Source organism: Parafrankia elaeagni, assembly GCF_000374165.1.
GTDB lineage: Bacteria > Actinomycetota > Actinomycetes > Frankiales > Frankiaceae > Parafrankia > Parafrankia elaeagni.
The window spans coordinates 54,266-79,401 of sequence record NZ_KB893716.1 but is presented as its reverse complement, the minus strand read 5'-3'; the positions used below and the strand labels follow the sequence as shown (position 1 = coordinate 79,401).

The following is a 25,136-nucleotide window of genomic DNA, read 5'->3' as shown; positions in this document are numbered from 1 at the left end:
CTCCCGACGTGACGAGACCGATCGGCGACTCGCGCGGGATGGTCAGGAGGACCGGTGCCGAGCCGCACACCTAAAGATCGCCGCACCTACAGATTGCCGACATCGCCGACGGCATCATCGCATGGCTGCGCGGTATCGACTACCCGTTCCGCCAGGCCCGCTGTCCGCATCGGAGTGGGACGCGGCGGGGCCGCGGCCGGGGACGTGTCCTCCGCATCGTGGAGGCCGTGGCGGGTGTAGAAGCGCTTCAGGGGTCCCGGTGCCCACCAGTTGGCGTTTCCGAGCAGTCGCATCGTGGCCGGGACGAGCACTGCCCGGACGATGGTCGCGTCGACCAGGACGGCGATGATCATCGCCACGCCGATCAGCTTGATGAAGGTAACGCCGGAGGTCGAGAACAGTCCGATCACAACCAGGATGAGGACTGCGGCGCTGGTGATGACGCGGCCGCTGCGCTGCAGGCCGATCGCGACCGCGGTGGTGTTGTCGCCAGTCCGGTCGTACGCCTCGCGGATCCGGGACATGAGGAAGACCTCGTAGTCCGTCGACAGCCCGAACACGATCGCGAGGACGAGGATCGGCTGGGTGGCCTCCAACGTCCCCGTGGAGGTGAAGTCCAGCAGGCCGGACAGGTGGCCGTCCTGGAAGATCAGGACCAGGGCGCCGAACGAGGCGCCCAGCGACAGCACGTTCATGACGATCGCCTTGATCGGTAGCACCACGGAACCGAAGGCGAGGAACAGCAGGACGAATGTGGCGCCGATGATGATCAGCGCCATCCAGGGCAGCAGCCGGGCGGTGGTGTGAAGCTGATCGGCCAGTTCCGCGGTGAAGCCGCCGACGAGTGCCTCGCCGCCGGGCGGCGCCGGAACGTCCCGGATCCGGCTTACCAGGTCCCGCGCCTGGGCCGAGATCGGGTCGCCCTCGTAGTTGACGGTGACCCGGGAGACGTCGCCGGACTGCCTGGTGACCGCGGCCGCGCTCACCCCGTCGACACCCTGGACCGCGGCGACATACCGCTCCAGGCCCGCCGGGTCGGGGGAGGTCACGATCGCCTCGATCGGCAGCTGACTGTTCTGGACGAACTCCCGGTCAGTCACCTCGGAGACCACGCGGCTCTCGGTGCCCTCGGGCAGCACCCTGGGGTCGACGCCGCCGAACTCGGCGCGTAGGAACGGCGCGCCGGCGAGCAGCAGGACCGCGAGCACGCCCACCGCGTACAGAGCCGGGCGGCGCATGATGCTGTGCGCGAGTCTGTACCAGAACCCGTGCTCCGGTTCGCCCGTTGACGAAGCCGGCCGTGGCGCGCGGCGGAGCCCGGGCACGGAAAGCGCGTTCACCCGCGTGCCGAGAACACCGAGCAGCGCGGGCAGCACGGTCAGCGCCGCCAGCATCGCGACCACGACGGCGGACAGGCCGCCGAAGCCCATCGAGCGCAGAAAGCCCATCGGGAAGATCAACAGCGCGGCCAGTGACACCGCGACCGTGACGCCGGAGACCGCGACGGTGTGGCCCGCGGTGGCCATGGTGCGTACGACCGCGTCCTCGACGTCGAGCCCGCGCGACATCTCCTCCCGGAATCGTCCAACCATGAACAGGCCGTAGTCGATCGCCAGGCCGAGCCCGAGGATCGTCACCAGGTTGATCGAGAAGACCGAGACGTCCATCGCATAGCTCAGCACACGTAGCGCGGTGAACGCCCCGAGGATGGCCAGGCCGCCGATCGCGAGCGGCAGGCTCGCTGCGGCCACGCCGCCGAAGACGATCACCAGCAGGACGAGGAGTACCGGCGTGGAGATGATCTCGGCGCGGGCGATGTCCGATCCCACCCGCTCCCGGATGTCGCGGCTGACCGCCGTGATGCCACCGACCTGGGTCTGCAGGCCGGGAGCGGCCAGCTCGTCCTCGATGTCCTCCAGCCTCTCGATCCGCTGCTGCTCGTCGCCGGCCAGCGTCAGGACCGCGTAGGTGGAACGCCGGTCATGGCTGACCAGCGCCGGGCTGTCCGTCCCCCAGTAGGTGATCGTCCTGGTCACCACGTCGCGCGGGAGCACCTCCAACGCGTTGGTCACGGCCAGCCGATAGGCCGCGTCGTCGACCGTCATGTCCGGGCTGCGGTACAGCACGACGAGGTCGTTGCCCGTCCGGCCGAGCGTCGCCTCGGCCTGTTCGACGGCGCGGAAGCTCTCACTGGCTGGGTCATCGAATCCTCCGGTGCCGAGCACGCCGAACACCTGTGTACCCCAGACGCCACCGAAAGCCATGAACGCTCCGGCCAGACCTAGCACCCACCACCGTCGACGGAAAACGGTCCGTCCGAGCCGTTCGAACATCGCTGCCCCCTCGGGCATTCCGCGCGACCCGGGTCGCGCTGCGGAAACGAGGAATTGAAGGGCGGACGGACCCACGGGCGCCGCACTACTGGATATCGTTTCTCCGCACCGCCGCGCGGCCATGGCAGGACGAGCCCATGGCGGGACAGATCCGCAGCGGCACGAATCAACGGCGGCGAGCCAGGCCCAGCCGTGTCCACCTGCTTTCGGTCACCGTAGGGCGACGCTCTTGATGAGAAGTGGAGCGGTGCTACACAGATCGTCAACTAACGGGTGTTGCACTCGGGCTCACAACTTCGACCAGGGAGACAGAAACACATGTCGCAGCCCACCGTCGTCCTCGTCCACGGTGCCTTCGCTGACGCTTCCAGCTTCGCCACGGTGATTCCCGGCCTGCTCGCCGACGGGCTGCGGGTCGTGGCGCCGGCGGTGCCGAACCGCTCTCTCGTCGGCGACGCCGAATACGTCAGTGCCGTTCTCGCGGCCATCGACGGCCCCGTCGTCCTCGTGGGCCATTCGTACGGCTGCGCGGTGGCCACCGTGGCCGGTGTCGCCGAGAACATCGTGGCCCTGGTCTATCTCGCCGGCTTCGTCCCGGAGGAGGGCGAGTCCCTCGGCGAGCTGCAGGGCTACTTCCCCGACTCCGACCTCGGCCAGGCGCTGGAGGCCACTCCCTTCCAGGACACCGTCGAGCTGTCGGTTGACGTCGAGAAGTTCCCGACGGTCTTCGCCCACGACGTCGACCCGGCCATCGCCGTGGTACTCGCCGTGTCGCAGCGGCCGTTGTCCGCGGCGGTGTTCGGCGAGAAGGCGCCCGCGGCCGCGTGGCACAGCAGGCCGGCGTGGGGCGTCGTCGCCGCCGCGGACCACACCATCAACCCGGACGTCCAGCGTTTCGCCTACCGGCGCGCGGGGATCGAGACGGTCGAGGTGGACTCGTCACACCTGGTGATGTTCTCCCAGCCGGCGCTGGTGACCGACCTGATCAGGACGGTCGTCAGGTCGGTCAGCGGGTAGTCTGACGCGCCGACGCGGGCGGTCGCGCGCGCCTGGGAACGACCAGGCGGCGCGCCTCCGCGCGACAGGCCGGATAAGCTTGACGCGTCGCGGTCCTTCCGAGATCGCGAGCGGACCGAGTCTCGCGCAGACACCGAGTCTCGCGCAGACCAGGTTGCGAGCAGACCGAGCCGTCAGGCCATCCGGGAGTCGACAGGACGTGGCTGGGCCAGCCTTTCCCGTTCGGCCCGACGGCGGGAATCCGCCGGTCGACGCCGGCTCGTCACGCCTGCAGATTCTCGGCCCGTTGCGGCTTTGGCGTGATGGCGTCGAGTTCGACGTTGGCCCCCGTCAGCAGGCGCAACTGTTGACGCTGCTTCTGGCGCGCGCGGGCCGTCCGGTGAGCACGAGTGAACTGATCGACCTGATCTGGGCCGACGACGTCCCCGCCAGCGCGCTCAACGTCATCCACAAATACATCGGGGGATTGCGGCGGGTGCTCGAACCCGGGCTGCCCGCCCGGGAAGCTGGAACGTACCTGCACCGCCGCGGAAACGGGTACGTGTTCACCGCCGGCCCCGGCACGCTGGACCTCGTCACGTTCCGGGAACTCGGCAAGGCGGCCCGGGCGGCTCTCGCCGAGCAATCCCGCGAAGTGGCGCTCGAACACTACGTCCAAGCGCTCGGCCTCTGGCAGGGCCCCGCCGGGGACGGCGTTTTTCACGGATCGGCCGCGCCTCCGGTCCTGACGGCCCTCGACGACGAGTTCCAGGCCGCGTGCGTGGCGGCGGCCGAACTGGCAGTGGCATTGGGTCAACCGATGCGGGTTATCCCGCCCTTGCAACTGGCCGCGTCGATGGCCGTGTTCCACGAACCTGTACAGGCCAGCCTCATCACCGCCCTCGGCGCCGCGGGACGGCAGGCGGAGGCGCTGTCCGTGTTTCACGCGGTACGCGACCGACTCGCCGAGGAGCTCGGCATCGACCCCGGACCGGCGCTGCGGACCGCGCACCTGCGAGTGCTGACGCCGGCCCCGCGGTCGACCGTGGTGGCGAGCCGGGAGGGCGAGGACGAACGCGCATCGGCGAGGCGGGCGGCCGGCCTGGTCGGCCGGGGCGAGGAACTCGACGTGCTGCGGCGGACCGTCGAGGAGGCGCTCGCCGGCCGCATCGGGCTCACCATTGTCGAGGGTGAACCGGGGGTGGGTAAAACGCGCCTGCTGGAGCAGGCCGCTGCCGCCGCGGACCAGCGTGGAGCGCTCGTCGTCTGGGCCTTCTGCCTGGAAGGCGACGGAACCCCATCAATGTGGCCGTGGGAGCAGGCGCTCACTGTTGTCCTCGACAGTCTGCCCGCGCCGACGCGGGAGAAATGGCTGACCAGCGAAGTCGGTAGTCTCCTCGAATCTCGATATGACGACGCCGCACCGCCGGTTTCCGGCGGCCGGGCCCAGTTCCATCTGTTCGAGCAGGTTGTCACCGTCATTGACCAGGCCTCCGCGGAACGGCCGATGCTGCTCGTCATGGACGACCTTCAATGGGCTGATGCCGCCTCGCTCCAGTTGTTCGGCCATCTGGCGGGCCGGCTGCCCGCCCGCACCGCGATCATCGGCGCCCTTCGCGACCGCGCACCTGTGCCCGGCTCCGACCTTTCGCGAGTACTGGCCTCCGCCAGCCGGCTGTCCAGCCACCGCAGGATCCGACTCGGCCCGCTCGGCCTGACCGACGTGGCCGAGCTCATCCGTCGCGAGACCGGCCACGAACCCGGCGCGGACGTCGCCCGTACCATCCACGTGCGCACCGGCGGCAATCCCTTCTTCGTCCGCGAACTTTCACGGCTCCTCCTCGGCCGCGGCGCGCTCGGCGGCGACGCGTCGGCCCGCGCCGGGGTACCGTCCACCGTCCGAGATGTCGTCCGCGATCGGATGGCGGGTCTCGACGACGACGGTCGCGACCTGCTGCGAGTCGCCGCGCTCATCGGCCGTGACGTCGACCTCGGCCTGCTCGCCTGTGTCGCCGGCGTCGACATCGTGGACTGCCTCGAACGCCTCGAACCGCTGCGTGCGCTCGGACTGCTCGTGTCGGACTCGCAGGACTCGTTCTCGTGGCGCTTCGCGCACGACATAGTTCGCGAGTCGGTCACCGAGACGACGACGCATCAGCAGGCCGTCCGGCTGCACCTACGCGTCGCGGATGCGCTCGAGGAAAGCCAAACCGACGACGAGTCGATCGCCGAACGCCTCGCCTACCACCTCTCTGCCGCCGGCCCTCTCGCCAACCCGGTTCGCACCGTGGAGGCGCTGAAGCGCGCCGGCCGCCGCGCCGCGACCAGGCTCGCGTTCGCGGCCGCCGATCGGCACCTTGAATCGGCCGCGCAGATCGCACGAGCCGCGGGGCTGCCGGAGCTCGAGCTGTCCGCCCTTTCGCTGCTCGCCATCGCCCCGCGTCGGCAAGCCGGCTTCGGCGGCACGACGTTCGATCTGCTGGAGCGTGCGGAACTCCTGGCGCGCCAGCTCGGCCGGGAGGTCGAGGCCGCCGGCCTTCTCTTCGCTCGTCTGTTCGGGGCCTACACCTTCCTCGAGTGGGACCGCGAACGCCTGGTCCGCCGGCTGTCTGAACAAGGAGAGGCGTCATCCGATCCGGTCGTCCAGGTGTACGGACGGCAAGCCTGGGGCCTGCATCAGTGGGACTGTGGCAACATCGGCGAGGCATACCGCTGCTTCAGGAGGAACAACCCCGCCCTTCTCGACGGGGTTGTCTCGCCGCATAGCGAGACGCCGATCCGGCGTGACGTCTCGGGTGAGTGGCCCGGCTGGCTGGCCGTCGTGACCGCGCTCCACGGTGACGTCGACACGGCGGGATCCTTGATCGCCAAGTGGAACGGCCCCGAAGACCCGTACGCGGTCGCGACCTGGGCGTACTACATCACCACCATCGCGTCGATGGCCGGCGACGCGGGCTGGGTGATGCGCACGATCGAGCGGTGGGTGGCTGTAGGCCCTGGCCGCGCCGCCATCCAGCAGGAGAACTACATCCGGCTGAACTGGTACTGGGCCCGTGCCCTCACGGGCGACGACCCGGCCGGTATCGCGGCGGAGACCGAACAGCTCCTGGCCGGGACGCTGGTTGACCCACCGCGATGGGGCGTCGCGTACTACCACGCACTGATCGCCGAAATGTGGTTGGTCGCGGGCAGACCGGACGAGGCGGGCAACGCCCTCGGCCGAGCGGATCGGGCCCTCGATGCCTACGGCCAGTGCTACGCCGAAGGACTTGTCCTGCTGCTGCGGGCGCGCCTGCTCCATGCCCGCGGCGAACCCGCTGACGACGTCCGAGCCGCCGCTGGAAAGGCCCGCGAGCGGTCCGACGAACGCGAGTCCTACCTCTTCGCCCGCCGCGCCGAGAAGTTCCTAGCCGAGCTTTGACCGCGCGGCTCAGGACCAAGAACGCCGAATGCCGCCGGTATTCCTGGCGGCTGGCTTGGCATTCGACCGACGCGGCGTCGACAGGCTTGGCTGAGTTCGACGGGTGGTCAACCAGCCGAACCCGGCCGCCGTGAAGAACATGACAATGCCATACACCACACCCGGGATGGCCATCTCGGCGCTGTCCAACAAAGCTGGGCTCAGCGCGACGGTGATGGCGAGCGCGGTGTTGTGAATGCCGATCTCGAACCCGGCCGCGATGGCCGCGCGGTGGTCGACGTCGGCCAGGCGCGGCACTCCGTAGCCGATCAACAGGCTCACGATGCTGAAGACCAACACGGCCAGCCCGACCGAAAGGAAATAGTCGGCGAGGTTGTCCCGCTGCCCGTACAGCACAGCGGAGATGACCCCGAGGAGGACCACGACGGACAGCACCTGGACGGGGCGGCTGAGCCACCGCGCCACCTCCGGTGCCCACGCGCGCACAAGCATCCCGACCGCGACCGGCACGAGCACGATCGCGAAGACCTGCAGAATCTTGTCGAACTGTAGCCCGATCGCGGCCGCGTCGGCCAGGAAGTACCCGGCCGACAGGTTCACCACGATCGGCAGGGTTACTACCACCAGTAGCGAGTTGGTTGCGGTGAGCGTGATGTTCAGTGCGACGTTTCCGCCGAACAGGTGGCTGTACAGGTTGGCTGTTGGGCCACCCGGCGATGCCGCGACCAGTATCAAGCCGACCGCCAGCTCCGGCGGGAGCCGGAAGGCCAGCACCAGGCCGAAGCAGATCGCCGGCAGCAGCACGACCTGGCAGAACAGCGCGACCCCGACCGCCTTGGGATGCCGGCCTACCCGCCGGAAGTCTTCCAGGGTCAGGCCGAGCCCCAGACCGAGCATGACGGTTCCGAGGGCGAAGGGCAGACTTTCCAGGATCAATGTGGGAACCATGGCGACCTCCTCGAGTATGCCGTGGCCGGATCGCAGACTGGGCCGGTGCTTCCGCGGCTCGCCGTACCGGGGCGCCGGACGGCTCCCGCGGCGTGCACACGTCGCTCGGTCGCTGGCCGGCTGGCATCGGGCGGCGGTCGCGGCGGCACATCGCCGAGGAGCACGTCATCGAGGTGAGCCCTTCCTGGCGTACCGTTCAGTATCGGTTTCTCATGACCGTCGCCGTCGCCAGGAATCAGTTTGGAGCCGAGTACTTGACGGATACTGAATGCCTCCCGGCATCCTGCCGCAAACGGGTCCACTAGCAATTCACTCGTCGTCAACTGAGGCAGTCGACCCCGACGAACGCGTCGTGGGTGAACCCGATCGAGGCCCAGTTCGGACCGTTGCGGACCTTCGCGACGAGCAACGCGAACCAGGCGAAGGAGTGTTGCTGACGTGTGGAATGGTGAGCATTATGGCACGGTTGCGAGCCCCCCAGCATCGGTGGGGCCTAGATGTTCTCGACAGGATTTCCGGTACGCCGATCACGCGGGTGCTCGATGCAGGATGTGGTTCTGGTCGAGTCACCGAGGCTCTTCTCGAACGATTTCCGGATGCCGAGGTAGTCGCCGTCGACAGCTCCGACAGCATGCTCGCGGCTGCGGCCAAAAAACGGACTGAAACGGCTGCAGTACCGACCCGCGCTGCTGTTGGGATTCCTCGCCGAAACCGGCCTGGCCTGGGAGGATCTGTGGTCAGCGTGACTCCACGCATTAAAGTTCAGTAGTGCGCTGACCGCGATCCTTGGCGGCCCCGGAGCGGGCTGCCGCTCCTGCGGGCTCTCCGGCACCGTCTGACCCGTCAGCACGGTCCGATGTACCGGAGGCGTGCGGCTCTGAGGTGCCGGACATCCTGTCCCGGATGGACGCGAAGTGGGAGGGCGACCACTCGATCCGCAAGTTCGGGCCGAAGACCTTCCGCGACGGCATGAGCATGAAGCCGTCCGACTACTACAGGCGCAACGTGTGGATGGCGTCGTCGGTCATGGGCGACATCAAGGTGTCGCGGCGCCACGAGATCGGTGTCGACCGGCTGATGTGGGGTCACGACTACCCCCACCCGGAAGGAACCTGGCCGCACACCCGCGAATGGCTTCGGAACCGGTTCGGCGACGTGCCGGAGGCCGACACCCGGCGCATCCTCGGACTGAACGCCGCCGAGCTGTACGGCTTCGACCTCGAGAAGCTCGCGCCGGTGGTCGAGCGCATCGGGATGACGGTCGAGGGCGTCCACGGCAAGGGGGCGGCAGCGTGAGCGCGGCAGCCACTCCGGCCCCGGCCGATGGCACTGGCCGCGCGCCGCGCCCGACCATCACGGACTTCGCCGGGAAGATCGTCGTGATCACCGGTGGCGCGGCCGGCATCGGCAGGTCGCTGGCCGAGGCCTTCGCCTGGGCTGGTGCCGTACTCGTGCTCTCCGACATCGAGAAGGACGCACTCGACGCCACCGTCGAGGCGCTGCGCACGCGGACCGGCGCCGAGATCAGCGGCATGGTCGCTGACGTGTCGGACGCCGACTCGGTGGAGGCACTGGCCGAGGAGGTGTTCCGCCGGCACGGCCGGACACACGTGCTGGTGAACAATGCCGGGGTCGGGCCGCCGTCGGCCAAGGTCTGGGAGACGACGCCGAACGACTGGCGGTGGACCTTCGGGGTCAACGTCTACGGTGTCGCGAACGGCATCCGCGCCTTCGTGCCGCGGATGATCGCCTCGGGCGAGCCCGGGCACGTGGTGAACACATCATCCGGTGACGGCGCGGTCGCGCCGATGCCGAGCGCGTCAGTGTACGCGGCGAGCAAGTCGGCGGTGTCGATCCTGACCGAGTGCCTCGGCGCGCAGCTCGGGAGGAGGGCCACCCGATCGGCGTGTCCCTGTTCCTGCCGTCCGGCAAGGGCCTGCTCGACACCGGGCTGTGGACCTCCGACCGCAACCGGCCGGCGGAGCTGGCTCGGGAGAAACCGCGGGCGACACCGGCGACGACGGTGGCGACTCTTGTCGAGTCGGCGGCCAGGGCCGGCACCGAGATTCCGATCCAGCCGCTTGACGAACTCGCCGACGACGTCCTGCGCGGCATCCAGGCCGGCGAGTACTGCCTGATGCTCGGCCGGGACGCTGCCGCCGCGACGCTGCGAGAACGCGCCGAGCGGTTCAGCGTCGGGCTCAACCCGACCCAGGCCGGGCACACCCTGCTGCCCGTCTGACAGGCCGGCCGGATGCCTGGTGGCCAGCGCACCGCCCGGCCACCAGGCGTTCGTGGGCGTAACGGAGGGCTGCTCTCCCGCGCGGCTCAGAACCTGGTCGACGACCTGGGCTGCGGTGCCGCCTCACGGTGCTGCGGTGCGGTGCGGTGCCGGGTCAGGGACGGACGACGACCTTCAGCGCCTCGCGGGAGTCCATCGCCTGGTAGGCGTCGGCGACGTGGTCGAGGTCGACGGTGCGGTCGAAGACCCGCCCGGGGTCGATGCGGCCGTCGAGGACGAGGGGCAGCGCCTGCTCGATGTAGGCGCGTACGGGGGCGGGGCCGCCGGTGAGGGTGGCGTTCTTCCCGAACAGCGACCCGAACCCGACCGGTGCCTGTTCGTACTGGGGCACGCCGACCCGGGAGATGATCCCGCCCGGTCGCACGATGCCGTAGGCCTGCTCGTAGGCGGGCATGTGCCCGACGGCCTCGAGCACGATGTGGCTGCCCTCGCCGCCGGTGAGCTCCAGGACCTTCGCGACGCCCTCGTCGCCGCGTTCGGCGACCACGTCGGTGGCGCCGAAGTCGCGCCCCAGGTCGGTGCGGGCGGTGTGCCGGCCCATGAGGATGATCCGCTCGGCGCCGAGCTGCCTGGCGGCGAGGACCGCGGACAGGCCGACCGCACCGTCGCCGATCACGGTGACAGTGCTGCCCGGACCCACTCTGCCCATGTGCGCAGCGTGGTAGCCGGTGAGGTAGACGTCCGACAGGGTCAGCAGTGAGGGCCACAGCGCCTCGTCGACGCCGCCGGGGATCTTCACGAGCGTGCCGGCGGCCTGCGGGACCCGCACCGCCTCGGCCTGCGCGCCGCCGATCCCGCCGGCGCCGTACCAGCCGCCGTGCACGCAGGCGGTGTGGAACCCCTCGCGACAGAACGCGCAGGTGTTGTCGGAGACCGCGAACGGGGACACGACGAAGTCACCCGGTGCCAGGCCGGTCACCTCCCTGCCGACCTCCTCGACGACGCCGAGGAACTCGTGCCCCATGGGAACGCCGTCGTCGGTCGCGGCCATGGAGCGGTAGGGGTGCAGGTCGGACCCGCACACACACGCCAGTACCACCCGGACCACGGCATCCGTCGGCTCGTGCAGCTTGGCGTCGGCGACGTCCTCGACACGGACGTCACCGGCTCCGTACATGAACGTTGCTCGCATGATGGGGTTTCCTTTGTGATCGAGATCGGGAGGTGGTGCGGCTGGACCGCCACGGTCAGTGGTCGATCATCTGCATCTGCTCCTCGTTGTGGTGGTCTCCGGCCGGCGGGGTGAGCCGGTCGAGCTGCTCGATCTGCGCGGGGGTGAGCGTCAGGCTGTCCGCGGCGGTGTTCTCCTCGACGCGGGCGGCCCGCCTGGTGCCGGGGATCGGGGCGATGTCGTCCCCCCTGGCCAGCAGCCAGGCGATCGCCACCTGGGCCGGGGTGGCGCCGGCCTCGGTGGCGACGGCCGCGACCTCGTCGGCGATACGCAGGTTGCGCTGGAAGTTCTCCCCGGTGAACCGCGGGTTGGTCCTGCGCCAGTCGCTGTCGTCGAGCTGGTCGACCGAGCGGAGGTGGCCGGTCAGGAAGCCGTGGCCCAGCGGTGAGTAGGGCACGAAACCGATGCCCAGCTCGCGCAGCAGCGGCAGCACCGCCGGTTCGGGATCACGGGTCCACAGCGAGTACTCGGACTGCAGCGCGGTGATCGGGTGGACGGCGTGCGCGCGGCGGATCGTGCCGACACCGGCCTCGGACAGGCCCACGTGACGGATCTTGCCCTCGGAGACCAGCTGGGACAGGGCGCCCACGGTGTCCTCGATCGGAGTGCGCGGGTCGACGCGATGCTGGTAGTACAGGTCGATGTAGTCGGTGCCCAGGCGGCGCAGCGACCCTTCGACGGCGGCGCGGATGTTGGCGGGGCTGCTGTCGAGGCCGGCGCGGCCGGTGTGGGAGATCATGCCGAACTTCGTCGCGAGGACAACTCCGTCGCGGCGCCCCTTCAGCGCTCGGCCGACCAGCTCCTCGTTCGTGAACGGCCCGTAGACCTCGGCGGTGTCGACGAGGGTGACACCCAGCTCCAGGGCCCGGTGGATGGTCCGGATGGATTCCTCGTCGTCGCTGCCCGCGCCGGTGTAGCCGAAGGACATCCCCATAGCGCCCAGGCCGATGCGGGAGACGTCCAACGTGCCCAGTCTGACGTGCCTCATGGTCGCTTCTCCTTCTCCGGTGTCGCGCCGTGCCGTGCGGTGGTCGGTGCCGTGGCCGCACCGACTCTTCCGCAGCCTCGCCGTCCCTGGGAGGGCCTGCCCTGCCAGGTAACGGCGGTATCCCCTTCCCGCCCCCGGCTGCACCCGGCGGGGACATAAGGCCCGGCCTTGCCGGATACACAGCAATTGCTCAGGCTCCGTTCAGATGCGGCCCCTAGTTTCAGGATGTGTCATCCGGGTCAGAGCCCCACACAGCCGACGGGCAGGCGTTCGGGTCGCGTGGCGCCCGAATCCTGGCTGTCACCGGCGGTGTCGTCATCGTCGCGCTGGTCGTCGCGGTCGCCGTGCTGGCGGTGCGGCCCGCGGGCGGCCCGGTGGCACCGGATGCCGGCCCCGCCGCTGCGGCGTCGCCGAGTCCCGGCCCGAGCGCGGCGCCCGCCGTCGCGGAGATCTACCAGCGGATCGGGCCCTCGGTGGTGATGGTGCGGACCGACCGCGGCTCGCTGGGTTCCGGCGTGATCGCGGCGGACGACGGCACGGTCCTCACCGCCAACCACGTCATCGCCGACGGCGGCGCGGTCAGCCTCCTGTTCGCCGACGGCACCCGCTCCACCGCCACCGTCGCCTCGGCCGACCGGGAGACGGACATCGCCACGCTCGTCCCGGCGAACCTGCCGCAGCCGGTCGTGCCGGCGACGCTCGGCGGCCGCGTGGCGGTCGGCGGCGAGGTGGTCGCGGTCGGCAACCCGCTGGGGCTGGCCCACAGTGTCTCGTCCGGTGTCATCTCCGGTGTCGGCCGCACCGCGACCACGGACAGCGGCACGCTCACGGGCCTGATCCAGTTCGACGCCTCGGTGAACGCCGGTAGTTCGGGGGGCCCACTGCTGGACGCGGAGGGCCTGGTCGTCGGCATCGTCGTCTCCATCGCGGACCCCGGACAGGACGACGCCTTCGCCGGAATCGCCTTCGCCGTGCCCATCGGCAGCGCCCTCGGCGGGGGCGGTTCCGGCGAGGGCCGCGGGCCGCAGATCTGACGCCAGCACGCGGACCTGACGCCAACAGAGGCGAGGAAAGGTAGCGGGAGGATCATGACACCGAACAACCAGGCCGGGTGGGCGGGCGGCAGCCCTCGTGGCAGTGCGGGCGGACGGGCGGGGAGCAACGCCGGCCTGCGAGCCGGCGCGGCTCCCGCATCGCCGATGGCACCCGCAGCGCCCGCGGCAGCCGAGGTACCCCGTGCCTCCGTTCCGGGCAGCCCGCTCGAGCAGCTGCTGTTCGAGGTCAAACGCACGATTGTCGGCCAGGACGTGCTGCTGGAGCGGATGGCGGTCGGCCTGCTCGCCGGTGGCCACCTGCTCGTCGAGGGCGTGCCGGGGCTGGCCAAGACACTGGCCGTGAAGTCCCTGGCGGCCGCCGTCGGGGGGACCTTCCAGCGCATCCAGTTCACCCCGGACCTGCTGCCCGCCGACCTGGTCGGCACCCGCGTCTACCGCCCGCACAGCGGCGAGTTCGAGACGAAGCTCGGCCCGGTCTTCGCCAACCTGCTGCTGGCAGACGAGATCAACCGTGCCCCGGCGAAGGTGCAGAGCGCGTTGCTGGAGGTCATGCAGGAGCGTCAGGTGACCATCGGGCGCGAGACCTTCGCCGTCCCCGACCCGTTCCTGGTCATGGCCACCCAGAACCCGATCGAGTCCGAAGGCACCTATCCGCTGCCGGAGGCCCAGGTCGACCGCTTCATGATGAAGGTCCTCGTGGGCTACCCGTCCCCGGTGGAGGAGCACGCCATCGTCGACCGGGCGTTGCGGCCGCCTGCGGCGACCCAGGCGATCCTCGCCCCCGAGGATCTGGTGCGGCTGCGGGCCGGCGTCCAGGACGTGTACGTCGACCCGGCGATCGTCGACTACGCGGTACGGGTCGTCGCCGCGACCCGGTCGCCGGGAACGGTCGGGCTGGGCACCCTCGACAGGTACGTCACCCACGGCGCCAGCCCGCGCGCGTCCATCGCCCTCGTGCTGGGCGCCCGGGCGCTGGCCCTCCTGCGCGGGCGGGACTACGCGGTGCCGGAGGACCTGCGCGAGCTCGCTCCCGACGTGCTGCGGCACCGTGTCTCCCTGTCGTACGAGGCACTGGCCGACGACGTCGCGCCCGACACCGTCGTCGCCGGGGTGCTGCAGGCCGTGCCGATGCCCGAGGTCCCGCTGCGGGACCGCTGATGGCGGGCGCGCCCGACCGCCTGCTGCTGCGGTTGGAGTGGCAGGTGGTCCGCCGCCTCGACGGCCGGGTGCTCGGTGCGTTCCGCACGGCGGACCGCGGGTCGGGCCTCGACTTCGCCGGCCTGCGAGCCTACGACGAGGCGGACGACGCCCGCCGCATCGACTGGAACGCCACCGCCCGGCTGGACGAGCCGCAGGTGCGCCAGTTCCACGAGGACCGTGAGCTCACCCTGTGGCTGGTGCTCGACCGGTCGGCGTCCATGACGGTCGGCGCCCCGGGCCGGGCGAAGCACGACGTCCTCGCCGAGCTGGCGCTGACCGTGGCCCGGCTGTTCGGCCGCGGCGGCAACCGGGTCGGCGCGCTGCTCCACGACGGTGCCACGACTCGGGTGGTGCCCCCGGGTACCGGCCGCGGGCAGGTCCTGCGCATCGGCCGCGAACTCGAGCGCACGGCCGCGGCACCACCGGCTACGGACACCACCGACGTCGCCGCGATGCTGGCCGGCACCGCACGGCTGGCCCGGCGCCGTTCGCTGGTGGTCGTCATCTCCGACTTCATCGGCACCGGCGAGTGGGACAGGCCGCTGCGCCAGCTCGCGCACCGGCACGACGTCGTGGCGCTACGCGTCGTGGACCCGGCTGACGACGACCTGCCCGACGCGGGGCTCGTCCTCGTCGAGGACGCCGAGACCGGCGAGCAGATCCTCATCGACTCCAGCGACCCGCTGCTGCGCGCCCGCCTGCGCGACGCCGTGGCGGAACGCGAGGCCGATCTGGCCGCCGGCATGCGTCGCGCCGGGGTCCCGCTGCACCGGATCGACACCGGGCGCGACCTGCTCTCCTCCCTCGTCGGGGTCGTGGCCAGCACCCGACGGAGGCAGGTGTGACCCTCTCCACTCCCTGGCTGCTCGTCGTCGGTGTGGCGGTCGTGGCTGCACTCGCCGTCGCCGTGACGCGGGCCTCCCGCCGACGACGGGCGGCGTTGGCCGCGGCCGGCGTGGACGCCTCGCCCGGTGTGAACGCCTCGTCCGGCCGGCGCCGCCCGCAGGCCGGGGTCTGGTTCAGCCTCGCGGGCATCGCCGTGCTCGCGGTCGCGGCGGCGGGGCCCGCGGCCTCCGTCCCCGTCTCCCGGGCGGCCGGGACGGTGATCGTCGCCATCGACGTCTCGAACAGCATGGGCGCCACCGACCTCACGCCCACCCGGTTGGACGCGGCGAAGCGGGCCGCGGTCGAGTTCGTCGAGGCGCAGCCTGACAGCGTCGACGTCGGCGTGGTCGCCTTCGAGGACGGCGCGCTCACCACACACCAGCCCAGCGCCGACCACGCCGCCGCCGCGGCGGCGATCAACCGGCTGAGCCTCGCCGGCGGGACGTCCCTCTCCGACGCGATCCTCACCTCGCTGTCAGCGATCACGGGCCGAACTGTCCGGCCAGGCCCGGACGGCACCGTGCCCGACCTCGGGTACTGGAGCTCGGCGACCATCGTGCTGTTCTCCGACGGGGAGGACAGCGGCAACGGCGGAACCGCCAGCGGGGGTGCCGGTGGGGGAGGTGGCACCGGTGGCGCCGCCGGTCCCGCCGGGGGCACCGCCGAGGCGGCGGCCATCGCTGCCCAGGCCGCCGGGGTGCACGTCGAGACGGTCGGTGTCGGCACCGCCGCGGGCGCAACCGTCGAGGTCGACGGCTACCAGCTGCACACCGCGCTGGACGAGGAGACCCTCACCGGTATCGCCCGCACGACCGGCGGCTCCTACCACCCCGCCGAGCAGGCCTCCGAGCTTGACGGGGTCGCCTCGGCCATCGACCTGCGGCTGACCACGCACAACGAGGATCTGCCGCTGGCCGGTGCGTTCACCGCGTTCGCGCTGCTGCTCCTGGCGGCGGGCGGAGTCCTCACGATCCTGCGCACCGGAAGGGTCGTCTGATGTCCCTCACCTGGCCCTGGGCGCTGGCGACGCTGCTGGCCCTCCCGCTGCTGGCCGCCGTCGCCTGGTGGGGCCGGCGACGGCGGCGCCGCGCCGCCGTCCGGGTGACGTCACTCGCGCTGGTCCGGGTCGCGCTGCCCGGCCGGACGCGCTGGCGCCGCCGCGTTCCCGCCGCGCTGCTCGTGCTGGGACTGGCCACGCTCGGTGTCGGCGCGGCCCGCCCGCAGGCGAGCGTTCCGGTCGCGGCCAACGCGACGACGATCCTGCTGGCGCTGGACGTCTCGGGCTCGATGTGCACCACCGACGTGGCCCCGAACCGCCTCACCGCGGCGGAGGAGGCGGCCGCCGACTTCATCCGGGCCCAGCCGGGCGGTTCCCGCATCGGCCTGGTCACCTTCGCCGGCGTCGCCGGCCTGCTCGTCCCTCCGACCGACGACAGCGACCGGCTGCTGGCGGCGCTGACGAGCCTGACCACGTCCCGCGGCACCGCCATCGGCCAGGGGATCCTGACGTCCATCGACGCGATCGCCGACGTCGATCCGTCGGTCGCCCCCACCGGCACGAACCTCGGCCCGGCCGCCGCCGGCGGCGAGTACGCGGCGGACGTCATCGTCGTGCTCACCGACGGTGCCAACACCCAGGGCGTGGACCCGCAGACCGCCGCGGCGGAGGCCGCGGCGCGCCGCCTGCGGGTCCACACGATCGGTTTCGGCACGGCGACGCCGGCGCCGATGGTGTGCGACAGCTCCCAGCTGGGCGATGACGCCTTCGGCGGTTTCGGCGGCCGCGGTTTCGGTGGCGGTGGTTTCGGTGGCGGGGGCGGCGGCCGCTTCGACCGCAACCCGCTGATCATCGACGAGGACGCGCTGAGGCAGGTCGCGGGAGCCACCGGCGGTACGTACTATCGCGCGCAGAACGCGGGCCAGCTCGAGGAGGCCCTGACCGCCCTGCCCCGCACCATCACCGTGACGCACGAGCACCGGGACATCGCCGCCTGGTTCGCCGGCATCGGCGGCCTCCTCGTCGCCGCGGCCCTCGCTCTCTCCCTGTGGTGGAACCGGGTACGCAGCCCACCGCCCGTCGCCTCGGGCCGTCCGAGGTGACATCACCGGCGATCTGGGAGTCCCTGCTGTTACCCCTTTCAGCAAGGACTCGCTGTGTACCCGCGACTCGGGTTTCCTGAGGCGATGGCCGCGTCGCCGGGAGTAGTCGCCGCACATTGACGCCAGCGCCGTCCCGGCGGGGCGCGGTCACCGTGCGGGCTCGTGCCCACGCGAGTCACACGATCGGCAACGTCGACGAGAGGGTGACCAGTGCCTGAGGACAGCAACATCCTGCCGGGCCGTCGACCCGGCCACGGCCGCCGCGGGTTCCTGCTGGGCGCGGCCGGGCTGGCGACTCCGCTTGTCGCCGGGCTGGTCGGCTGCTCCTCCGACGGAGAGGCCTCCGCGGCTGCGGGTACGCCCACACCGGACGGCCGGGCGGCGAGCACCGCGACGACGGCGACCACGTTGGCCGCTCGTCGCAGGCTCGGCTCCCTGGAGGTCTCCAGCGTCGGCCTGGGCTGTCAGACCATGCCGGGTAACCTCTACGGCCCGGTGAGCAGCCGGGCGGACATGGTCACGATCATCCGGACGGCCGTCGACCAGGGCGTGACCCTGTTCGACACCGCCGAGGCGTACGGCCCGTTCGAGTCCGAGCGCATCCTCGGGGAAGCCCTCGAACCGGTCCGGGACCGGGTCGTGATCGCGTCGAAGTTCGGGTGGGACATCGACCCGGCGACAGGCCAGCGGCGCGGCGGTCTCAACAGCCGTCCGGACAACATCCGGCAGGCGGTCGACGGCATGCTGGAGCGCCTGCGGACGGACCGGATCGACCTGCTGTACCAGCACCGCGTCGATCCGACGGTGCCGATCGAGGACGTCGCGGGCACCGTGAAGGACCTGATCTCCGCGGGGAAGGTCCGGCACTGGGGCCTGTCCGAGCCGGGCCCGCAGACCGTGCGCCGTGCGCACGCCGTGGAGCCGCTCGCCGCGGTCCAGAACGAGTACAACCTGATGTGGCGGGGACCAGAACAGCAGATCATCCCGCTGTGCGAGGAACTGGGTATCGGGTTCGTGTGCTGGGCTCCGCTCGCGTACGGGTTCACCACCGGCACGATCAACCCCTACACACGGTTCGCCCAGGGTGACTTCCGGGCGGCCGTGCCTCGCCATTCGCCGGAGAACATGCCGGAGAACATGCCCCTGGTGCAGCTGCTGCAGGACTGGGGTGTGCGCAGGGGAGCAACGCCCGCCCAGATCTCTCTTGCCTGGCTGCAGGCGCAGAAGCCGTGGATCGTCCCCATCCCGAGCGCCACCCGGACATCCCATCTCCTGGAGAACATCGGAACGGAGGAGGTGACGTTCAGCGGCGACGAGCTGCGGGAGTTCACCACCGCCCTCGACGCGATCACCATTCACGGCGAGCGGCTGCCGGCACCGGTACTCGCCATGTCGGGGGTCGAGGCACCCGCCCCCTGACGCCCCGGGCGGTCGGGTCTCGAAGGGCCCGGCCTTCGCTGGTGCGTCAGTCCGCCTGGCCGTGGACCCGGGCGCTGCTCGCACCGTCGTCCCGCGCCGCCGCGGCCCAGCTCGCCAGCAGTTCGAGACCGTCACCGGAGGGTGTTCCCGCCTCGGCGGTGTAGGTCACGATGATCAGGGTCTCCTCGCCGGGAAGCTCGAAGGCCTCATGGGCGAGTTCGAGCTCGCCGATCGCGGGGTGGCGGAAGCGTTTCGTGCCATGGCGGTGCACGAAGACCTCATGGGAATCCCACCAGGTGCGGAAGGGCTCGCTGCGCCGGGAAAGGTCACCGACGAGGTTCATCAGCTGCGGATCGTGCGGATCCCTGGTGGCCGCGATCCGCAGCGCACCGACGGACTGACGGGCCACCTGCTGCCATTCCGGGTAGAACACCCGGGCGCGTGGATCGAGGAAGACGAACCGCAGGGAGTTCACCGGCCGCGTCGCGGCCGTGAACATGGGGGAGTAGAGGGCGTGGCCCAGCGGGTTGGCGGCGAGGATGTCGAAGCTGTGGTTGGCCAGGATGACGGGCACGCCGGTCATCGAGTCCAGGACCCGGCGGACGGCCGGCCGGATCGTCGGTGTGCCGCCGTGCCGGCGGGTGCGCGCCGCGACCGGGCTGGCGGCGCGGGCCAGGTCGTGCAGGTGCGCGCGTTCGATCTCGTCGAGCCGCAGCGCGCGGGCGACGGCGTCCAGGACGGTGGCGGAGACCCCGGCGAGGTTGCCGCGTTCCAGGCGGGTGTAGTACTCGACGCTGACGCCGGCGAGCGCGGCGACCTCACCGCGGCGCAGGCCGGCGACCCGACGGTTCCCGTGCGCGGGGATCTCGACCTGATCCGGGCTGATCCGCGCCCGGCGTGAGGTGAGGAACGCGCGGGCCTCGCTGCGGTTGTCCATCTCTCCAGGCTAGGTACAGCTCCGGGCACAGTTCCGGCAGGTTCGGGTCCTGCCGTGGTCGCGTGCGGACCGGGGCGGACCCGGGGCTCCGGGGCGTGCCTCAGACCGCCGGCCCGTTCGCTCTGAGCTCGGCCAGCCACACGGCGGCACTGGCGTCCGACGGTGCGCGCCAGTCCCCTCGGGGTGACAGCGTGCCGCCCGCCGAGACCTTCGGGCCGTTGGGCAGCGCCGAGCGTTTGAACTGCGACAGCTGGAAGAAGCGGGTGAGGAACGCCTCGAGCCAGTGGACGATGGTCGACAGTTCGTAGGCGTGCCGCCCCTCTGCCGGAAAGCCGGCCGGCCAGCGGCCCGCGTCGGCCTCACGCCACGCGTGCCAGGCCAGGAACGCCACCTTCGACGGCGGCAACCCGTACCGCAGAATGTGGAACAGGAAGAAGTCGTGCAGCTCGTACGGCCCGATCCGGTCCTCCGTGCTCTGCATCGCGCCGGTCTCCTCGTCGGCGGGCACCAGCTCCGGCGAGATCTCCGTGCCGAGGATCGCGGTCAGCAGGCTGCCGGTGGCCTCGTCGAACTGGCCCGTGGACACCGTCCACCGGATGAGGTACTGGATCAGGGTCTTCGGCACCCCCGCGTTGACGGCGTAGTGGCTCATCTGGTCGCCGACGCCGTAGGTGCACCAGCCCAGTGCCAACTCGCTGAGATCACCGGTGCCGACGACGAAACCGCCGCGCTGGTTGGCCAGCCGGAACAGGTAGTCCGTGCGCAGACCGGCCTGCACGTTCTCGAACGTGATGTCGTACACCGGCTCGCCCTGCGCCGCCGGGTGCCCGAGATCCGCGAGCAGCTGGCGGGCGGCGGGACGAATGTCGATCTCCGCCGCCTCGATGCCGAGCGCGCGCATCAGCGCCCAGGCGTTCGCCCTGGTCTCCTGCCCGGTGGCGAAACCCGGCATGGTGTACCCGAGGATCGACGTACGCGGGACACCGAGCCGGTCGCAGGCCTTGGCCGCGACGATCAGTGCGTGCGTCGAGTCGAGGCCGCCGGAGACACCGATCACCATCCTGCCGCCGCCGGTCGCCTGAAACCGCCGCGCGAGGCCGTGCACCTGGATGTTGAAAGCCTCGTAACAGTCGAGGTCGAGGCGCTCGCGGGTGTCGGGAACGAACGGGAACCGGCGCTGGGAGCGCCGCAGCCCGACATCACGCCGGTGTGGCCGGTGCTCGAACCGGACTGTCCGGAAGTGACGCTCCGGACGGTCATGGGCAACGGCGCTGTCGTTGAACGTCCCGGTCCGCATCCGCTCGAGCCGCACGCGGGCGAGGTCGACGTCGGTGACGAGAAGCTGGGCGCCCTCGGCGAACCGTTCCGACTGGGCGAGCAGGTCACCGAGTTCGTGGACGGTGCCCTGCCCGTCCCAGGCGAGGTCGGTGGTGCTCTCCCCGGTGCCGGCAGCCGAATAGACGTACACCGCCATCGCACGCGCCGACTGGGCCGCGGAGAGGTGGGCGCGGTCGGCGGACTTGCCCACGACGATGTTCGACGCCGACAGGTTGGCCAGCAGCGTCGCGCCGGCCAGCGCCGCGTAGGAGGAGGGCGGGATCGGCGCCCAGTAGTCCTCACAGATCTCGACGCCGACCACGAGCTCCGGCAGGTCCGTCGCGGCGAAGATCAGGTCGGTGCCGAAGGGCGCCGTCTGCCCGGCGATCGTGACGTCCTGGCCGGTGACACCGGCTCCCGGCGCGAACCACCGCTTCTCGTAGTACTCGCGATAGTTGGGCAGAAACGACTTCGGCACCACGCCGAGGACGCGCCCGCGGGAGATCGCCAGCGCGGTGTTGTACAGCCGTCCCCGGCAACGGACGGGAGCACCGACCAGCAGGAGGGGGCCGAGGTCGCGGGTGGCCTCACAGACAGTCGACACCGCCTCCTCCACGCCGTCCAACAGGGCGTCCTGCAGAAGCAGGTCGTCGATCGCGTACGACGACAGACCCAGTTCGGGATAGACGACCAGGTCCACGCCCTCCGCGTCGGCCTGCCGCGCCAGCGCGATCGTCGCTGCGGCGTTGCGCGCGGGGTCGGCGGTCGCGACGACCGGCGTCGCCGCCGCGACCCGGACCAGACCGTGACTGTGGATCGCCCCGAATTCTCCCAGCCGCACAGCGCCTCCTGGATCAATCGACCTGTTGTGCGTGTCTACGAGGCTAGAGTCCGCGGGCCTCGGAGTTCGCCCAGCGGTTGCCGCCCCTCGTCGGGAGCGACCAGGGGCAGCATGCCGCCTCGCCCCGGCACCGGCCGGTGGTGCTGCGGCGGAGACCGTCGGCGAGGCCGACCTGGCCGGGCGCATCGTCCCTCGCCGGCGGCGCAGGAGGTCCGGGTGCTTGTGCGGGTGCGGGCCGGCCGTTCGTTCGCTGTCCGGAGGACAGATGTAGTTCGTGACTTTTCGGAATGACCGGCAACCCTTTCGACCGTCCCAGCGACAGATTCTGTGGGGCTCGCGCCGGGGGGCGATAAAGCCGACACGGCTCCGGTTGCCTCCGGGACTGTTCACCACCGGTGGGCGGTTCAGGTATCCGGATTCTGTCGGCTGACGTCCGAAAAGGTCGACACGTTTTCCGAGGAGCCACAGATGAACCGAACACCGGTTGTCCGACGCGGTCCGACGGAGCGGCATCAGCCGATGCTCCGGCGAGCCGGAGTCCTCGGTATCGCCTGCGCCGCGTTGATGGTCGTCGCCGGCTGTACACCCATGGCGGGTGGCGGCGGTTCCGGCCCCACCGCCAGCCCGACCGCGACCACCACTGGGCCGCAGTCTCCCGGCGGGCCTGTCTCGACGACGGCGCCTGCGGGCTCCTCACCCACCGCGTCCCCGTCGGCGGTGACCACCTCGCTCCCGGCCACCACCACGCCGTCCGCATCCACCTCCAGCCCGGCATCAGCGGCGACGACTGCGCCGCCGACTGGTCCTGGTGCGGGGACTCCCACCGGTCTGCGGGTTTCCGGCACCTCCATCGTGGATCGCTCGGGGGCGCCGGTACGACTGCTCGGCGTGAACCGATCCGGTACCGAATACGCCTGTATCCAGGGCTGGGGGCTGTTCGACGGCCCCAGCGACGACGCCTCCGTGGCGGCCATCGCGTCCTGGAAGGCCAACGCCGTGCGGATCCCGCTGAACGAGACGTGTTGGCTCGGTATCAACGGCGCGCCCGCGCAGTACTCCGGCGCGGTCTACCGGCAGGCGATCGTCGATTTCGTCGGCCGGCTGAACGCTCACGGTATGGCGGCTGTTCTCGACCTGCACTGGGCTGCTCCGGGGACGGAGCATGCGACGGGTCAGCGGCAGATGGCCGACGCCGACCACGCCCCCGACTTCTGGCGGTCGGTCGCGACGACGTTCAGGGGAAACTCGTCCGTCCTGTTCGACCTCTACAACGAACCCCACGACATCTCCTGGGCCTGCTGGCGTGACGGCGGCGACTGCGGCATCGGCTACCAGGTGGCCGGTATGCAGGACATGCTCGACGCTGTCCGCAGCACCGGCGCCACGAACATCGTCCTGGCAACCGGCAACGGCTGGGGTGGTGACCTCACCGGCTGGCTGGCGAACAGGCCGACCGACCCGACCGGCAACCTGGCCGCGGGCTGGCACATGTACGACTTCGGCGGGTGCGTGACGGTGTCCTGCTTCGACGCCCAGATCGCGCCGGTCTCCGCCGCCGTCCCGCTGGTCGCGGGCGAGTTCGGGGACAGCGACTGCAACCACTCCTTCAGCGACCAGACGATGACCTGGCTCGACGCCCACAGTGACAGCTACCTGGGCTGGGCGTGGAACACCCACGACTGCAGCGGGTTCCCCGCGCTGATCAGGGACTACGCGGGCACACCGACCGCCTACGGGGAGGGCCTGCGGACGCACCTGCTCTCCCTGTGATGACTCCTCATGTCGCGACGCGAGCCCACCCGGCGCCGGGTGGGCTCGCGTCGCGGCGCCCCGTCCGCGGACCGCCACCGGGGCACATCCGTCCGGTGGGAGCGTGAACGCGTCCGGTTGACGGAGGCCGGTCGGGCGGGCACCGGCCGAGAATCGAGGGCGTTCCAGACCCGGCGGACACCGCCCGATCCAGGAGGTACCTCCATGTTCATCGCCATCGTCGACTTCGACACCGCCGCGGCTGACCGCCCGATGGCCCTCGCCCACCTCGACAACGAGTGTGACCAGGTGCGCTCGATGCCGGGAAATCGAGCGTTCCGGGTGTACGCGTCGCGTGATGACCAGACCCGGACCACCGTTGTCCACGAGTGGGATGACGAGGCGTCGTTCGCCGGTTACCAGCGGTCGGAGTGCTTCGCGCGGACCGGTGCGGTGCTTCGACCGATCATGACCGGAACACCGGTGAGCCGGCGCTTTCGCGCGGAGCTGCTGGAGACGGTCGCCTGACGGAAGCGCCCTGCGCTGCTGGCTACGACCGACTCCTACGATCGCCCGGTGCGAGGCTTTCGGTGACCCGCGAGGCGTTCGGCTTCGTCCGTGCGCTCGCGCCGGAAGCCGTCCGCGACCTCTGCCTGGACCGGCACTACCTGCTCTGCGCCTCCACCGGGGCCCTGCGGCTGGAGGCGCGGGGCCGGACGTGGGTGCTGCCACCAGCCCGGGCCGCGCTGATCGAGGCGGGCCGGCCGATCCGGGTGAGCATCCCGCAGCCGGTGACCAGCGCGTCGATCCTGTTCGACACGGGATTCGTCCCGACACCGCCAGCGCCGCTGGCGGTGTTCGACCTCAGCCCGCTGGCACACGCACTGGTTGCCGAGTGCGGCATGTGGGGCGAGGGGGAGGAACCGCTCACGGCATACGCGAGGACGATGTTCACCGCGCTCGCCGCGGTCACCTGGCGGCTGGCGGCGCGCCCCAGCCCGGTCGCCGTCCCGGCGGGGCGTTCCCTGGAGACGCGGCGTGCCCTGCGGTTCACCGAGGAGCGGCTGGGCGGCGAGATCCGCTTCGAGGACGTCGCCGCGGAAGTGGGCCTCACACCGAGGTCACTGGCACGGCGCTTCGAGGCCGAGACCGGTATGAGCTGGCGGGCGGTGCTGCGCCGGATGAGGGTGATGTCCGCGATCGAGCAGCTTGCCGCGGACGACACCGCCGTGACCACGATCGCCTTCAGGGTCGGCTACACGTCGTTGTCCGCGTTCAACGCCGCTTTCCGGGAACTCACCGGCCGAACCCCCACGCAGTACCGGGCCAGCTTCCGGCCGTAGACGAAGTCCGCGCCTCCGAGGTGGCCCGCGTGTCCTGACACGCCGGCGAGATTCCTTCGCCTGTCGGACGCCACGTACGCCCGACGGGGTGAAGCCTTTCTGTTCCACTTCATCGGTGCCCGGAACGGTGG

The 25,136-nt window shown here is 71.0% G+C and carries 21 protein-coding genes and 2 pseudogenes; 16 read left to right on the top strand and 7 right to left on the bottom strand.

The features are described 5' to 3' along the window. Positions 1-86: 86 nt before the first annotated feature. The gene (locus B207_RS0110530) at positions 87-2,333 is read right to left on the bottom strand and encodes an MMPL family transporter (RefSeq protein ID WP_018636497.1); all 2,247 of its coding nucleotides are present in this window, start codon (positions 2,331-2,333) and stop codon (positions 87-89) included. A 318-nt stretch (positions 2,334-2,651) separates the two neighbouring features. Between B207_RS0110530 and B207_RS0110525 the strand changes: the two genes are divergently transcribed. Continuing rightward, a complete protein-coding gene (locus B207_RS0110525) occupies positions 2,652-3,350 on the top strand; it encodes an alpha/beta fold hydrolase (RefSeq protein WP_018636496.1) in 699 nt (232 codons plus the stop codon). Positions 3,351-3,549: 199 nt separating this feature from the next. Next, positions 3,550-6,750: a BTAD domain-containing putative transcriptional regulator gene (locus B207_RS0110520; RefSeq protein ID WP_026310915.1), complete on the top strand. Its 3,201-nt coding sequence runs from the start codon at positions 3,550-3,552 to the stop codon at positions 6,748-6,750. A gap of 9 nt (positions 6,751-6,759) precedes the next feature. Here the strand turns inward: B207_RS0110520 and B207_RS33410 are convergent, their stop codons facing one another. After that, positions 6,760-7,698, bottom strand: coding sequence for a bile acid:sodium symporter family protein (locus B207_RS33410; RefSeq protein WP_018636494.1), 939 nt, complete (start codon positions 7,696-7,698; stop codon positions 6,760-6,762). A gap of 335 nt (positions 7,699-8,033) precedes the next feature. Between B207_RS33410 and B207_RS42810 the strand changes: the two are divergent. From B207_RS42810 to B207_RS41290, 5 genes and pseudogenes are all read left to right on the top strand, one after another. Beyond that, positions 8,034-8,114 (top strand): annotated as a pseudogene (locus B207_RS42810) (integrase); the annotation flags it as partial. Positions 8,115-8,143: 29 nt separating this feature from the next. Further along, positions 8,144-8,467, top strand: a complete 324-nt coding sequence (locus B207_RS42805) for a class I SAM-dependent methyltransferase (RefSeq protein ID WP_084692091.1) — start codon at positions 8,144-8,146, stop codon at positions 8,465-8,467. A 113-nt stretch (positions 8,468-8,580) separates the two neighbouring features. After that, complete coding sequence (locus B207_RS0110505) at positions 8,581-8,994, top strand: amidohydrolase family protein (protein WP_018636492.1); 414 nt, start codon at positions 8,581-8,583, stop codon at positions 8,992-8,994. Then, a pseudogene (locus B207_RS41295) lies at positions 8,991-9,539 on the top strand (SDR family NAD(P)-dependent oxidoreductase); the annotation flags it as partial. The gene B207_RS0110505 and the pseudogene B207_RS41295, both read left to right, overlap by 4 nt. 23 nt (positions 9,540-9,562) lie before the next feature. Then, entirely contained in the window at positions 9,563-9,940 is a 378-nt protein-coding gene (locus tag B207_RS41290) for an SDR family oxidoreductase (RefSeq protein ID WP_230204962.1), read from the top strand. Between the two features lie 154 nt (positions 9,941-10,094). Here B207_RS41290 and B207_RS0110495 read toward each other — a convergent pair whose 3' ends face one another. Next, entirely contained in the window at positions 10,095-11,132 is a 1,038-nt protein-coding gene (locus B207_RS0110495; protein WP_026310914.1) for an alcohol dehydrogenase catalytic domain-containing protein, read from the bottom strand. A 55-nt stretch (positions 11,133-11,187) separates the two neighbouring features. Beyond that, positions 11,188-12,159: an aldo/keto reductase gene (locus B207_RS0110490; protein WP_026310913.1), complete on the bottom strand. Its 972-nt coding sequence runs from the start codon at positions 12,157-12,159 to the stop codon at positions 11,188-11,190. A 227-nt stretch (positions 12,160-12,386) separates the two neighbouring features. Between B207_RS0110490 and B207_RS0110485 the strand changes: the two genes are divergently transcribed. From B207_RS0110485 to B207_RS0110460, 6 genes are all read left to right on the top strand, one after another. Next, positions 12,387-13,193: a S1C family serine protease gene (locus B207_RS0110485; protein WP_018636487.1), complete on the top strand. Its 807-nt coding sequence runs from the start codon at positions 12,387-12,389 to the stop codon at positions 13,191-13,193. Positions 13,194-13,247: 54 nt separating this feature from the next. Next, positions 13,248-14,372: an AAA family ATPase gene (locus B207_RS0110480; RefSeq protein WP_018636486.1), complete on the top strand. Its 1,125-nt coding sequence runs from the start codon at positions 13,248-13,250 to the stop codon at positions 14,370-14,372. Further along, positions 14,372-15,259, top strand: coding sequence for a DUF58 domain-containing protein (locus B207_RS0110475; protein WP_018636485.1), 888 nt, complete (start codon positions 14,372-14,374; stop codon positions 15,257-15,259). The genes B207_RS0110480 and B207_RS0110475 overlap by 1 nt, the downstream gene beginning before the upstream one ends. After that, a complete protein-coding gene (locus tag B207_RS0110470; RefSeq protein ID WP_018636484.1) occupies positions 15,256-16,296 on the top strand; it encodes a VWA domain-containing protein in 1,041 nt (346 codons plus the stop codon). The genes B207_RS0110475 and B207_RS0110470 overlap by 4 nt, the downstream gene beginning before the upstream one ends. Next, positions 16,296-17,399, top strand: a complete 1,104-nt coding sequence (locus tag B207_RS0110465; protein WP_018636483.1) for a VWA domain-containing protein — start codon at positions 16,296-16,298, stop codon at positions 17,397-17,399. The genes B207_RS0110470 and B207_RS0110465 overlap by 1 nt, the downstream gene beginning before the upstream one ends. A gap of 210 nt (positions 17,400-17,609) precedes the next feature. Next, a complete protein-coding gene (locus tag B207_RS0110460) occupies positions 17,610-18,818 on the top strand; it encodes an aldo/keto reductase (protein ID WP_018636482.1) in 1,209 nt (402 codons plus the stop codon). Between the two features lie 46 nt (positions 18,819-18,864). On the opposite strand, the gene B207_RS0110455 is transcribed toward B207_RS0110460, so the two are convergent. From B207_RS0110455 to B207_RS40585, 3 genes are all read right to left on the bottom strand, one after another. After that, positions 18,865-19,755, bottom strand: coding sequence for a helix-turn-helix transcriptional regulator (locus B207_RS0110455; RefSeq protein WP_018636481.1), 891 nt, complete (start codon positions 19,753-19,755; stop codon positions 18,865-18,867). A gap of 100 nt (positions 19,756-19,855) precedes the next feature. Continuing rightward, the gene (locus tag B207_RS0110450) at positions 19,856-21,913 is read right to left on the bottom strand and encodes an NAD(+) synthase (RefSeq protein ID WP_018636480.1); all 2,058 of its coding nucleotides are present in this window, start codon (positions 21,911-21,913) and stop codon (positions 19,856-19,858) included. Positions 21,914-22,425: 512 nt separating this feature from the next. After that, entirely contained in the window at positions 22,426-22,764 is a 339-nt protein-coding gene (locus B207_RS40585; protein ID WP_195905276.1) for a hypothetical protein, read from the bottom strand. 1 nt (position 22,765) lies between these two features. On the opposite strand from B207_RS40585, the gene B207_RS0110440 reads away from it, so the two are divergent. The 3 genes from B207_RS0110440 to B207_RS0110430 all read left to right on the top strand — a co-directional run bounded on the left by B207_RS0110440 (position 22,766) and on the right by B207_RS0110430 (position 25,005). Further along, positions 22,766-23,683: a glycoside hydrolase family 5 protein gene (locus tag B207_RS0110440; protein WP_195905275.1), complete on the top strand. Its 918-nt coding sequence runs from the start codon at positions 22,766-22,768 to the stop codon at positions 23,681-23,683. Between the two features lie 204 nt (positions 23,684-23,887). Next, positions 23,888-24,190 carry a putative quinol monooxygenase gene (locus B207_RS0110435; RefSeq protein WP_018636477.1) on the top strand — a complete coding sequence of 101 codons (303 nt, stop codon included), beginning with the start codon at positions 23,888-23,890 and terminating at the stop codon, positions 24,188-24,190. Positions 24,191-24,252: 62 nt separating this feature from the next. Then, positions 24,253-25,005, top strand: coding sequence for an AraC family transcriptional regulator (locus B207_RS0110430; RefSeq protein WP_018636476.1), 753 nt, complete (start codon positions 24,253-24,255; stop codon positions 25,003-25,005). Positions 25,006-25,136 lie beyond the last annotated feature (131 nt).

Bases quoted from the DNA above. Each gene is read 5' to 3' on its own strand.
- B207_RS0110530 (WP_018636497.1), bottom strand. From the start codon at position 2,333: ATGTTCGAACGGCTCGGACGGACCGTTTTCCGTCGACGGTGGTGGGTG.
- B207_RS0110525 (WP_018636496.1), top strand. From the start codon at position 2,652: ATGTCGCAGCCCACCGTCGTCCTCGTCCACGGTGCCTTCGCTGACGCT.
- B207_RS33410 (WP_018636494.1), bottom strand. From the start codon at position 7,698: ATGGTTCCCACATTGATCCTGGAAAGTCTGCCCTTCGCCCTCGGAACC.
- B207_RS42805 (WP_084692091.1), top strand. From the start codon at position 8,144: ATGGTGAGCATTATGGCACGGTTGCGAGCCCCCCAGCATCGGTGGGGC.
- B207_RS0110495 (WP_026310914.1), bottom strand. From the start codon at position 11,132: ATGCGAGCAACGTTCATGTACGGAGCCGGTGACGTCCGTGTCGAGGAC.
- B207_RS0110490 (WP_026310913.1), bottom strand. From the start codon at position 12,159: ATGAGGCACGTCAGACTGGGCACGTTGGACGTCTCCCGCATCGGCCTG.
- B207_RS0110480 (WP_018636486.1), top strand. From the start codon at position 13,248: ATGACACCGAACAACCAGGCCGGGTGGGCGGGCGGCAGCCCTCGTGGC.
- B207_RS0110475 (WP_018636485.1), top strand. From the start codon at position 14,372: ATGGCGGGCGCGCCCGACCGCCTGCTGCTGCGGTTGGAGTGGCAGGTG.
- B207_RS0110465 (WP_018636483.1), top strand. From the start codon at position 16,296: ATGTCCCTCACCTGGCCCTGGGCGCTGGCGACGCTGCTGGCCCTCCCG.
- B207_RS0110455 (WP_018636481.1), bottom strand. From the start codon at position 19,755: ATGGACAACCGCAGCGAGGCCCGCGCGTTCCTCACCTCACGCCGGGCG.
- B207_RS40585 (WP_195905276.1), bottom strand. From the start codon at position 22,764: ATGGAGGTGCCGGAAACCCGCAGACCGGTGGGAGTCCCCGCACCAGGA.
- B207_RS0110435 (WP_018636477.1), top strand. From the start codon at position 23,888: ATGTTCATCGCCATCGTCGACTTCGACACCGCCGCGGCTGACCGCCCG.